Here is a 12,789-nt window from a genome sequence, read left to right on the forward strand (position 1 = left end):
TATGTCTGTCTGTGCAAGCTTGCTGTGACGGCCTCGACGATGACGATCGTAGATGCTTTCAAGTCCTCGTTCATAATATCGCTTCTTAGTACGTCTGGCAGTTTCGGGGTGTATGCAGAGGTCTTTGGCAATATCTATCGTGGATTTGCCTATGCTGTACTGGTGTAAGATCAGCAGTCGTAGGCGGGCTCTGGGATTGCTCTCAGTTTTTGAGTATTTGCCAAAGTCGTGATCGTCTAGGGTATTTGTTAGTTTGGTCATAATTGAATTATACTATATATTTTGGGTTTGGTATTAGATATTATAGTGGTTACCGCAGATTGAAACTTCAATAGCACCCAAAAATGGTAAAAAAAACCTGTAAGTAGCACACGCTATTTACAGGGGATCACCGTACAGCATCGTAATATTGTTAAAATAAATCTAAGGCATTTGGCATAAAATCAACTTATCTTTGATGGTCACCTGAGCGCCAGCAAGATGACACTCTTTCACCAAATAAGAACGGCTTGCTTGCCAGCCAGCAAAAAAACTGATCGCACACAATAAAAGCACAAACAGCTTTGTTTTTACATTGCGCAAAATCTCAGGTTTAGGATTAACCTTCGCATTATCCGTGTTGTTCGTCATATTAGAACTCAAGCTTACCTCCTTTGGCTACCGCTGCCCGATAGGCTGGACGTGCTTGACAACGCTTTAGCCAGTTTAAAATACTGGTATAACGCACCTCATCTAGACCTTGACCTGCATTGGCGGCTTCAACAAAAAATGCCATTTGAATATCAGCTGCACTAAACTCAGCACCAGCAAACCACTTATCTTCTGACAATTCTGCTTCTATTAAATCCAATGCCTTGGTAATGTTTTTACTAATCATGGACGCTTCAACTTGTTTACGAATACCTTTTGCAATTGGTCGAATGAGCGCAGGTGAACGCTCTACAACTTTACTAAATACCAGACGCATCACTAAGGCTGGCATGGCAGATGCTTCGGCATAATGCATCCAAAAGTCATAGTCACGCCACGCTCTATCATCGGCATCGATCTGAGGGTGTAATTTAAACTCTGTATCATATTTTGCCATCAAATAATCTATGATAAAGCCAGACTCAATCAAGGCAGTTTTGGCTTCTGGGTCATTGGCATCCAGACCTGTCACTTCTAGTATCGGCGCTTTACCAGTTGGGTGTACTTTTTCTAGGCTTTTGGGTGCAAGATATGATTTAGTCCTCTGATAATTGGTCATCTGATACTCAAGACCAAGCTCTTCAAGTAACCATAAGATACGAAACGAACGAGAATTTTCTAAATGATGTAAATGTAGTTGTAGTGACATAGTGACCCCTTAATGAATAATTTGTAAAAAAATACCGACAGAACAAGATTCTATCGGTATTCTATAATTAATAATATCAATAACAAATCGAGATTTTGTTAACTTAAGCAGTAAAAAGGTTAAGCATCATGCTATTGTCTTTATGCTATTGCCTTATCTTACTGCTCAGCATCAAATCTTACTCAGCGTCGCTGTCCGATGCTTCTGTAGTCTCTACTGCATCTGTATCCCCAGATTCAGACTTAGACTCAGTCTCTGACGCTGATTCTGTGCTGCTTGTGTCTACCATACTCTCTAGCAGATCTTCTTCTTCGGTGCTCTCTTCAACACGCGCCATACCAACCAATACTTCATCATTGGCTAAGCGGATTAAGGTTACCCCTTGCGTGTTACGCCCTGACGTTGCTACTTGTGCCACTGGCGTACGTACCAAAGTACCTTTGTTAGAGATTAAGATAATGTCATCTTCAGGATGGACTTTGGTTGCACGCACTAACGCACCATTACGTTCACTGGTCTTAATGGCAATCACACCGCCACCACCGCGATTTTGTGCGTTAAACTCTTCTACTGGCGTACGCTTACCAAAGCCATTTTCACAAGCGATTAAGATTTCTTTCACATCATCTTCAATCACAACCAATGACTTAATTGATTCGTCTTTGGCGATACGCATACCGCGCACACCTTTGGCAGTACGACCCATCACACGCGCATCATTTTCGTCAAAGCGAATGGCTTTACCGCTTGAAGCAAATAACATCACTTGTTGCTCACCATTGGTAATGCGTGCTGAAACAAGCTTATCGCCCTCTTCTAGTCCAATCGCAATCAGACCATTTGATCGAATATTGGCAAACTGTGACAGCTTCACACGCTTCACGGTACCATTTGCCGTTGCAAAGAACACAAAAGGTCCCGTCACTGTGTTAGCGCCTGCTTCTACGTCATCATCAACAATCTCAGCATCAGCGATTTCTGCGGCTTCATCTGCGTCATGTGGCGCTTCTTCTACCGCTTTTGGAATTGGTAAAATAGTGGTAACAATCTCGTCTGGATCTAAGCCAATGATATTGACTAGCGGACGACCACGCGCGCCACGGCTGGCAATTGGAACTTCAAAGCCACGTAAGCTAAACACACGCCCATTGTCAGTAAAGCAAAGCACCGTCGCATGGGTAGAAGTCACTACCAGATGATCAATCACATCATCTTCTTTCATCGCCGCCGCTGATTTACCACGGCCACCACGGTTTTGGGCGACATAATCACCGATTGGTTGAGTCTTGGCATAACCGGTGCGAGATACGGTTAGTACCACAGTTTGTTCAGGAATCAAATCTTCACGGCTAAAGTCGCTGCGTGAGTCAACAATATCCGTACGGCGCTCATCACCAAACTCTTCTAAAATCTCGTGCATCTCATTTTTGATAACCATCATCAGCTTATCAAAGTCTGCTAAGATAGACTCAAGTTCAGCAATTTGACGTAAGATATCTTGGTATTCTTCAGTTAATTTGTCCTGCTCAAGACCAGTTAAACGGTGCAATTGCATTTCTAAAATCGCATTGACCTGCTCAAGTGATAAGCGGTAGTTATTGCCGTTATCAATCAGACCAAACGGATTTTTAAGGTCTTCGCCTTCGATGAACTCAGGACGTACCGAGCGCAAGTCACCAGCAGCCAAGGTGCCACGACCTGCCGCTTGCAACATGGCAACCACAGTACCAGAATCCCACACCTCAGCTAATAGCTTTTCACGTGCTTCACCACGGTTGGCAGACTCTTTAATGGTTGTAATAATGTCATCAATATTGGCCAACGCAACGGTTAGACCTTCTAATAAATGACCACGGGCTTTGGCTTTGTTTAGCTCAAAAATTGTACGGCGAGTCACCACTTCTTGACGGTGGCGCACAAAGGCAGCGATTAACTGACGCAACGTCATCAGCTTCGGCTGCCCATTATCTAGCGCAACCATGTTAATGCTAAAGCTAGACTCTAGTGGCGTTTGCAAGAATAAGTTGTTAACAATAACCTCTGCCACTTCACCACGACGCAAGTCAATGGCGATACGCATCCCGTCTTTATCAGACTCATCACGAATCTCAGAGATACCTTCAATCTTCTTATCACGTACCAGCTCAGCAATACGCTCAATCAGCTTCGCTTTGTTGGCTTGGTATGGAATTTCGGTAAAGACGATGCGCTCACGATCTCGATTAGCACCAGTTTCGCTCATCGGCTCAATATGATAACGGCCACGAATGTGGAGGCGACCTTTACCAGTTCGATAAGCATCCACAATACCTGAACGCCCATAAATAATACCACCCGTTGGAAAATCAGGGCCTGAAATATAAGTGGTCAGCTCTTCACTTGAGATATTGGGATTGTCTGCATAAGCTAAGCAGGCGTTAAGCACTTCGGTTAAGTTATGAGGCGCCATATTGGTCGCCATACCGACCGCAATACCAGTCGCACCGTTGATTAACAGATTAGGAATACGAGCAGGCAACACGCTTGGCATACGCTCAGAGCCATCATAGTTGTCTTCCCAATCTACGGTATCTTTGTCCAAATCTGCCAACATTTTGTGAGTCAGCTTGGTCATACGCACTTCGGTATAACGCATCGCAGCCGCTGGGTCATCATCGATTGAACCAAAGTTACCCTGACCATCGACCATTGGATAACGAAGACTAAAGTCCTGCGCCATACGTACAATGGCATCATAAACCGCGGTATCACCATGAGGGTGATATTTACCGATGACATCACCGACCACACGTGCCGACTTTTTATATGGCTTATTGTAATCATTTGACAACTGGTGCATGGCATACATGATACGACGATGCACAGGTTTCAGCCCGTCTCGCACATCCGGTAGCGCTCGAGATACAATAACGCTCATCGCATAATCAAGGTAGGATTGCTTCATCTCATCGATGATAGCAATAGGACTGACCGAATCACTCATACATACATCTCCATGTGAGCAGTTGCCCTACTTCTAAATTAGGAACTGGCTGCAAACTATTTTTAAAGTTTTTTATTAACTGTCTTTGCTAAACTGACTAATGAACGCTTGTTGTAAGTTTATAGTCAATTTTTGAACCAAATTATGCAAAATATAATCGCTATATATTAGCACAAATTCGCCTGAAACGGGCGATTTTATAGGGTTGTCTCACAGGTTTTAGTACAACTGCTGACTGTGTTAGGGGAACGATTCGACACAAACTGGGTTAAAACTATAATCACATGACATTAAAAGCAAAAAACACCCCCAAGTTTACCTATCGCTATCCCTATTGATTTTAATGGATTAAAATCTAACGTCTTATTTTTAAAACCCTCACACTTTGTTTTTTGGAAAACCGAGCGCTATGAGCATATCTGAAGACCGTAACTTTGATCCAATTACCGAACACTTTGCCAAAAAAGTATATGGTGGCTTAAAAGGTGAGATTCGTCTGGCTGTTCTAAAGCGAGACCTAACTGATGTGGTCAAGCAGCTGTCTGCACAAAACAACAGACCACTTAGAATATTGGATGTGGGTGCAGGACTGGCGCAGATTTCAATTGCATTGGCCGAGCAAGGGCATCAGGTGACCATCAATGATATCTCGCACAATATGCTGGTTGAAGCCAAAAAATACGCCCGTGAGCGTGGCGTGTTAGAGAAGATTACGTGGTTGGTGTGTCCGTATCAGCAGTTTGAGCAAACGCTTGCTGATACCTTTACTGATACTTTTGCTGATAGCTTTTCTAATGCCCCTGCTGAGACCAAAGCAGAAGGCTATGACTTAATTTTATGCCATGCACTCTTAGAATGGTTGGGTCAGCCCAGTGACATCATGCCGTTTTTTGCGCGCTGGCTGGCAGCTGACGGAGTGCTATCACTGTGTTTTTACAATCCAGCCAGCTTTGTCTATCGCAATTTGATTATGGGCAATTTTAATTTGCTGAATAATCCAGAATTTAAATCGGATAACAAAAAAAGCCTCACTCCAAACAATCCTGTCAGCTATGAGCAAGTGGCAGGCTGGCTTGAAGAGCAAGGCTTACAGATTAATAGCATCAGTGGCTTACGTGTGTTTCATGACTATGCGCCGCTCAAGCGTGGCGGTCATAGCAACCCTGAAGCGGTAATCGAGATGGAGCTGCGCTACTCCAATCAAACCCCGTATAAATGGCTGGGGCGTTATTTGCACGTATTAGCGCAGCACAAAGATTGATATTCATAGGCTAATATGAATAAAGAGCGCTTGGCTGGATTAAATTAAATTTAGACTAAATACGATGCCAAGTGGTGACATCTTCCAAATCATCACCTTGGAATAACACCACATGCGCCATCAAGGGTCTAAAACCGATCGATGACCCAATCGGATGATCATGGTGACTGGAAATCAAGGATAACACCTCCTCGCCGCTTTCTAAACGTAATCGGTATAAGAAGTTAGCTCCTCGGAACACACGCCCAACCACGATCGCCTGATGTGGACTGCTATCATCATGGACAATATCATCAGGACGAATCAATACTTTAATCTGAGTGCCATTGGCAAAGTCGTATTCGCACACTTCACCAATATTGTAATAGGTCTCGTAATCGTAGTCTTGATAATGCGAATGAATTGGCTCTGGATAACGCTTAATATCGCCAACCGCAGTTTTTATAATGCCATTTTCTATATATCCATCAATCATCGCCCCTTCACCGATAAACTCAGCTATAAACGGACTACTTGGTAAATGATATAGCTGATCTGGTGTCGCCCACTGCGCCAGTTTCCCCTTGTGCATGACTCCAATCTTATCAGCAATGGCAAAGGCTTCATATTGATCGTGTGTTACTAGTATTGCGGTGGTGTTGGTATCTTTTAGTATTTGTCGAACCCGTCCTGCTAACGACTCTCTTAATATCATATCAAGGTTAGAAAACGGCTCATCAAGTAGCAATAGCTCAGGCTTTGGTGCGAGCGCTCTTGCAAGTGCTATCCTTTGTTGCTGCCCCCCTGATAGCTCGCTAATTTTTTTATTAGCATGCTCCGTCAACTCAACCAACTCCAGCATTTCATTAATGCGAGCCTGTCTATCAGCCTTACTCCAACGATGTAAGCCAAAACCTATGTTTTCACTGACTGTCAAATGACTAAATAGCGCATAGTCTTGAAAAACCATCCCCATATCACGCTTCGCTGGCATAACTTGTACTTTGGCTACCTTGGCATCCACCTCAGTTAACACTTTATTATTTAAAACTATTTTGCCTTGTACTGGCTGTTCAAGACCAGCAATTGCTCTTAGTGCTGTTGTTTTGCCACAGCCACTAAAGCCTAATAAGCAACCAATTTCTCCTTGCTCCAAGGTCATAGTCAACGCCTTTACCACTTCTGTATTACCAAAGCTAACACTGATGTGATCAACAATCAAATAATGCGAGTTATTAGTTGCAGTTAAGGTTGTTTTTTGTTGCATACTTCTCACCCTTGCTTAGGCTATTTTTAATTAAAATGAGGCTAGGCCGTATCTTCATTTTGGAAATGGTGATAACAATAAGATAAATCACAGTCAGACGAGGAAAACAATGCAGATAACATCAGGATATGAATCCGTTATTTGACGCTGTGTGACAAGATTTAGCTATGTTTAGCCCATTTCAATATCATTGCACAAATTGAAAACACGTCCCAATCAATCTTGATTACAATCTTGACCCTCATTCATTAATGGCTGATGTTAAGAGTGTTTTGTTATAGCCACTTACTAATAAGATATCTGAACCTAGCTAGGCTTTATCTGACTGGCGAATTAATAAAATCACCGGTATTAGCCCAACCAGTACAATGGTTAAGCTTGGCAAAGCGGCACGCTCGTACATACCTTCAGAGGTCATTTCAAACACCCTAACTGCCAATGTATCCCAACCTTGACGACGAGTCATCAAGGTAATCGGCATCTCCTTGGTCACTTCCACAAACACCATGATTAAAGCGGTAAATACGCCAGGGCTAATGACTGGTAAATAAACTTGTCGCCAACGTTGCCAGCGGTTAGTAGTTAACAACTGAGCCGCTTGCTCTTGAGAAGGTGTCAGTCGATTAAGCTGCCTATCAATCGGCTGAAAGCCAACAGTCATAAAGCGAGTTGTTAATGCCATTAACATAACCAATATACTACCACTTAGTATTTGAGTTTTAGTTAAACCACTGGCAATAAGCGTATTATCTAACCATGCTACCGGTATAAACACGCCTACTGCCAATACAGTTCCAGGTACTGCATACCCAAGGTTTGAAAGTGATGCTATAAATTGATTGCTACGACTAGGATACTGGCGCAATAGCCATGCTGTCACTAATGCAATTAAAGCAATAACCATTGCTGCAAGACCTGCAATTAAAATAGTATTAAATACAAAGCCCCAATAACGGTTATCTAAATCAATATGATAGTATTTAATTACCCAAAAGATAAGCTGTAACATAGGCAGCGCAAAAGCAACAACAAACACCAAGCTGCAAAATAAAAAAGCCCAAAAGTTTGATACACCTTTCAAGGTTTTTCGCTGTCTTTGTCCTGTACTGGGCAAATAGCTACGTCTTTTTTGCCAATATCGTTCAAATAGTAAAATAATAAGCACAACAATAATAAGTAAGGCGGCCAGCTGAGCCGCTGTATTTAAGCTAAAAAAACCAAACCAGGCTTTATAAATAGCCGTGGTGAAAGTATCTAAGTTAAATACCGAGACAGCTCCAAAGTCTGCTAGTGTCTCCATCCAAGTCAAAAGCAAACCACCAATAATCCAAGGCATAGCTTGCGGCAAAGCCACCTTAAAAAATGCTCGCCTTCGAGTGAGACCTAACATTTGTCCAGCTTCAAGTGCGCGTTGACCTTGTGATAAAAATGCTTGACGTGCTAACAGATAGACATAAGGATAAAATACCAGTGATAAAATGACACCTGCTCCCCAAGCACTACGGATCTGAATAAACGTGGAACTAAATCCCATGCTTCGTAACGCTGTTTGTATAAATCCACTATAATCGAGTAAACCAACACTGATAAAAGCCAACACATACGCTGGTATTGCAAATGGCAACATCAGCGCCCATACAAAAAAACGCTGACCTGTAAAGCGATACATGCTTGTTAACCATGCCAAGTAGGTGCCAAGGCAGCCTGCTATAACGGTCACCATCACCAAGATAAAAACTGTATTTTTAATTACTTGTGGCAGTACGTAACTGTTTAGATGCACCCAGACATCTTCCATAGGCGCAAACCACGAGCGCATAACGATAAGAATAGGGATGAGCATAAACAACGAGACTAATCCTAAAACTAATCTTGCAGTCAATGCTTTTTGAGATTGTGATAACGCCATAAAAATGTAGCCACTTAATGAAAAAAAAGGGTAAATAAGTACTTATTTACCCTCTATGACACTAAAATAATTATACAGAATTATTGATAACCAGCTCTATCCATCAGCTGTACAGCTTCTGCTTGACGCTGACCAAAGATAGTAACATTGATATCATCTTGGTTAAATGAGCCCCATGAGCGTAATAAGTCTGACTCATCAACGCCTTCTTTCACTGGAAACTCTTTATCAGCGCTTGCATATTTAGCTTGAGCAGTATCAGATGATAACCACTCAATTAACTGACGCGCGCCTTCTGGATTGCTAGCATTTTTGGTGATGCCTGCACCTGATACGTTGACATGGGTGCCTGTGTCTTCAGCGCCACTTCCTTGTCCTGCCCAGAAGATTTTGACTGGGAAATCAGGGTTTTCTTCCAAGATGCGGCCATAATAGTAACTATTTGCGATACCCACCTCACACTGACCAGATGCAATGGCTTCCAAAAGTTTAGTATCATTACTAAATACTGGTGCTGCTAGGTTTTCAACCCAACCTTTAACGATTTCTTCAGTTCTTTCAGCACCAAAGTGCTCGATCATACTGGCAACCAATGATTGGTTATATACTTTTTGAGAGGTACGCAAACAAAGTCTGCCTTTCCACTTTGGATCAGCTAAATCAGCATAATTAGATAGCTCTGAAGCATCAACTTTTGCTGGATCATAAAAAATAGTACGTGCACGTAATGATAAGCCTGTCCATAAATCTTTAGATGAACGGTATTTTTCTGGCACATTGGTATTAACAACATCAGAGCCTAAAGGCTGTAACAAGCCCATTTCTCCCGCTTGCCATAAGTTACCAGCATCTACTGTTAACAACATATCTGCTGGAGTATTTTCACCTTCTGCCTCAATACGAGCCATTAAAGGTGGCGCTTTGTCAGTCACTAATTCAACTGGTGTCCCTGTTTCTTCAGTAAATTTATCTAACAAAGGTTGGATTAGTTGCTCATTACGTGATGAGTAAATAGTCACCACATCTGTGCTGGCTTCTGTGGTTGGGGTCGCTTGAGCATCTGCATCAGCTGCCTTGGTATCATCGGTTTTATTACAGCCGACTAAAGTCAATGCGCCTACAATAGCGGCACTGAGTAACGTATATTTATTTTTACCTAGTTTTGATGTTGCCTTTGCAGTACCCATATAGTCCTCTTTGTAGAATATTTTATTCTAGTTAATTAGTATTGTTGATAAAAACCTCAACACAGCTTAAGCTTGCGTTTGTGTTGGTAGTTTATACTTATGATTTATATTCCTTACGCCATTCACTTTATAAATCTTTACACTTTATAAATCCTTAGTTGCTAGGCGTAACATATATTCATATTAATAAATGTTTATGTTAACAAATATTACATTTGCTAACGATGGTATGATAATACAAATAATAACAGTTATCAATACCAGTCGTAACAGAAAAGTCATAATACTTTTATTTGACCAATGAAACAGATTTGTTAGCCTGTTAAATAAGATGTTTTTCTAGAGCCTTTATAAAATAGGGTTTTATAAAAAGAGTTACTAAATATCACTGAAAAAGACTCTTTTTGAAGACACGCCCTAGTCAATACACCGTAAAATTTGTGACACTGCTTGGTATGACCACATTACACCGACTCCACCTAGATCTACTCAAAATCAGTGGCTATTGACCTATTAGGCTCAATCGGTTCATCTGGCTCAATTTTGCGGTGATCTGCAATTATCTCTGATAGCAAAGTATTATCAGCATCAAACTGCGTCCACTCAGGACGAATCACCGCCATATCAATTGACACATCCTTGATAGTAACTACCGGAAACGTACTGGTATAAAATGCCAACAATGCCTGTCCTTCATCACTAACTAGCCACTCCATAAATCGTAGTGCATGTCCGACTTGCTTACCTGAATCAAGCATTCCTATACTGATAGTGTTGGTCATCGTCCCACGGTTAATTTGATTTGCCCACATCAAGCGTACACTGGTATTGGGGTTGGTTTTTGCATACTGCCAAAAAGCGTCAGAATCTACAACACCCACATCACACAAACCTTGGTCGATCTTAGTCAAAACATCCTCATTACTGGCAGAGGCTTTTCCCATATTGGCTTGCCAGTTAGCTACAATTTCAGGGGTTAATTTAGAGCCTCGATAGGTCCACATCATTTTGGTAATGGCTTGGTTTTCCGCACTAAACACATCTGTCATGCATAAGCGTCCCTGCCATTTTTTTGACGCTAAGCCTGCATAGTTAATTAGCTCTGGTTCATTGACCTTGTTATGGTTATAAACCAAGGTACGTCCGTACATCCCCACCCCATACCAATAACCTTCTTCATCTTGGTACTGCTTGGGTATGCGCGTATTTAAGACTTCTGATCCCAGCGGCTGCAATACATGACTGGCTTTTGCATTGGCTAGAGTATAGGCACTGTGCATCAATACCATATCGGTATTATTTGGTAGCTCGATATCAAATACCAAAGGTGGCTCTTCATCAAAGCGAACCGTAAACACCTGTTTATCCATCGCTACCCAATCGATCAAAACACCAGACTCTTGACTATATACATCTCCTAACTTGCGCATTTGCTCTAAGTTTAAGTCGGTTGCAACTTGAAACCGCTCTTGAATTAAGGCGGCATCTAGATTGGCATCATGCGCCTCGCTATCATCACTGCTAGAACAGGCGGATAAGACGCCCATTGATCCAACGGATACCATTATAAGCAGGCAAAAAGTAGTATTTGCCGAGGTGCCTATCTGGCGCAACTTCTGCAACGCAGACAACTGACGAATAAGATAATGCACGAAATAAGCGGCATACGACATGAAACAAACCTATGGTTTAAACGAAAAAAAAGATTAAACAAGATACCAATTAAATAAGATACAGATAAACCAGGTTATAAATAACGTCCACATAAGGCATTGACCACCGCCTCCGTTCGCAAAATACGATCACCTAAATTTAGTGCCTGACAACCCTGCGCTTGAAACAACTGAACTTCATAGTCAATCCAACCACCTTCTGCACCTATGCATAGCAGTTGTGGCAACCCGCCATCATTGGTAAATTCAGAAAAACTAGCAATAGCATACGGATGCATCACAGCCGCCCGCTTTCCTGCAATCATCTGCGGCAACTCATCTTCAACAAATGGCTTAAACCGCTGTTTGAGATGAATGGTCGGCGGAACCGTATCCACCCCTTGTTGCAAGCCTGCTATGACAAACTCATCTAACCGCTTTAGCATCGGGCTTTGCCAATAGCTTTTATCACTTCGGTAGCTGTTTACCAGTACAATATCAGACACACCTATCGCTGTCATATCCATAATAAGTCGGCGTAACACCTTGGGTCTGGGCAGTGCCAGCACTATTTTCAAATCCAATTTGGTAGGAGGTTTACTATCAAGCTCAATATCGGTTAATACCACCTTATCTGTTAATATCTGTGCAATTTGTGCACTACCCAAAGCGCCATTGACTTGCCCTACTTTAAGCCGTTCTCCAACTTTTAGCTTTAGCACCTGTTGAATATGGCGAACTTGAGCTAACTCTGTGATAAACACTGTATCTGTGGCATCTTGCCGACTATGACTTTTTTTTGAGTCTTGAGTGCCAGCCATCTGATCTAACAACACAATATTCACAGTATCAAGATCCTCATCTAACAAGTTAAAGCCAGTGATTATAATGCTTTACAGATTAAGCCTCATGTCTTACACCACAAGTTAAAAGATAAGACAACCGTTCCGAAAAACTTACCTAAATCTACTCACGTAGTTTTAGTATTTTCTTCCTGCTTCATAGATGTTTGCCTTTGTGGTTACACGCAGGTCTTATATCATCTCCACAGGCTAACACGGTGGAACTCACCGCTTTGTTAACCCATCACTGATGGGTTAAAACTTTATCAGCATGTTGCAATATATTGATACTGGCATTGATATCTCTATCATTTGCTTGCTGACAAGACGGACACTGCCATCGTCTAACTGATAGTGGTAATTCGTCTTT

At 42.0% G+C, this 12,789-nt stretch carries 11 protein-coding genes; 1 reads left to right on the top strand and 10 read right to left on the bottom strand.

All coding sequences use genetic code 11. The features are described 5' to 3' along the window. From H140_RS15685 to gyrA, 4 genes are all read right to left on the bottom strand, one after another. Window positions 1–261, bottom strand: a 261-nt coding sequence (locus H140_RS15685) for a helix-turn-helix domain-containing protein (RefSeq protein ID WP_156819036.1), incomplete at its 3' end; no start/stop codon positions are given. A 162-nt stretch (window positions 262–423) separates the two neighbouring features. Continuing rightward, window positions 424–642 carry a hypothetical protein gene (locus H140_RS0113095; RefSeq protein WP_026349103.1) on the bottom strand — a complete coding sequence of 73 codons (219 nt, stop codon included), beginning with the start codon at window positions 640–642 and terminating at the stop codon, window positions 424–426. Next, window positions 632–1,339, bottom strand: a complete 708-nt coding sequence (locus H140_RS0113100) for a glutathione S-transferase N-terminal domain-containing protein (protein ID WP_019674103.1) — start codon at window positions 1,337–1,339, stop codon at window positions 632–634. Before H140_RS0113100 ends, H140_RS0113095 begins: the two co-directional genes overlap by 11 nt. A 178-nt stretch (window positions 1,340–1,517) precedes the next feature. Next, window positions 1,518–4,322 (bottom strand): DNA gyrase subunit A, encoded by a 2,805-nt coding sequence (gene gyrA / locus H140_RS0113105; RefSeq protein WP_019674104.1) that lies wholly within the window; start codon window positions 4,320–4,322, stop codon window positions 1,518–1,520. Between the two features lie 409 nt (window positions 4,323–4,731). On the opposite strand from gyrA, the gene H140_RS0113110 reads away from it, so the two are divergent. Continuing rightward, on the top strand, window positions 4,732–5,583 hold the full coding sequence (locus H140_RS0113110; RefSeq protein ID WP_019674105.1) for a methyltransferase domain-containing protein: 852 nt from the start codon (window positions 4,732–4,734) through the stop codon (window positions 5,581–5,583). 55 nt (window positions 5,584–5,638) lie between these two features. On the opposite strand, the gene H140_RS0113115 is transcribed toward H140_RS0113110, so the two are convergent. The 6 genes from H140_RS0113115 to H140_RS15690 form a co-directional block, all read right to left on the bottom strand. Continuing rightward, a complete protein-coding gene (locus H140_RS0113115) occupies window positions 5,639–6,829 on the bottom strand; it encodes an ABC transporter ATP-binding protein (protein WP_019674106.1) in 1,191 nt (396 codons plus the stop codon). A 310-nt stretch (window positions 6,830–7,139) separates the two neighbouring features. Beyond that, a complete protein-coding gene (locus tag H140_RS0113120) occupies window positions 7,140–8,738 on the bottom strand; it encodes an ABC transporter permease (RefSeq protein ID WP_019674107.1) in 1,599 nt (532 codons plus the stop codon). 80 nt (window positions 8,739–8,818) lie between these two features. Then, window positions 8,819–9,925 (bottom strand): Fe(3+) ABC transporter substrate-binding protein, encoded by a 1,107-nt coding sequence (locus tag H140_RS0113125; protein ID WP_019674108.1) that lies wholly within the window; start codon window positions 9,923–9,925, stop codon window positions 8,819–8,821. A 485-nt stretch (window positions 9,926–10,410) separates the two neighbouring features. After that, window positions 10,411–11,598, bottom strand: a complete 1,188-nt coding sequence (locus H140_RS0113130; RefSeq protein WP_228127181.1) for an ABC transporter substrate-binding protein — start codon at window positions 11,596–11,598, stop codon at window positions 10,411–10,413. A 74-nt stretch (window positions 11,599–11,672) separates the two neighbouring features. Beyond that, entirely contained in the window at window positions 11,673–12,422 is a 750-nt protein-coding gene (locus H140_RS0113135) for a 16S rRNA (uracil(1498)-N(3))-methyltransferase (protein WP_019674110.1), read from the bottom strand. A gap of 241 nt (window positions 12,423–12,663) precedes the next feature. After that, window positions 12,664–12,789 (bottom strand): zinc ribbon domain-containing protein (locus tag H140_RS15690; protein ID WP_019674111.1); only part of this gene is annotated, 126 nt, incomplete at its 5' end.

It is taken from the genome of Psychrobacter lutiphocae DSM 21542, assembly GCF_000382145.1.
GTDB classification, from domain to species: domain Bacteria; phylum Pseudomonadota; class Gammaproteobacteria; order Pseudomonadales; family Moraxellaceae; genus Psychrobacter; species Psychrobacter lutiphocae.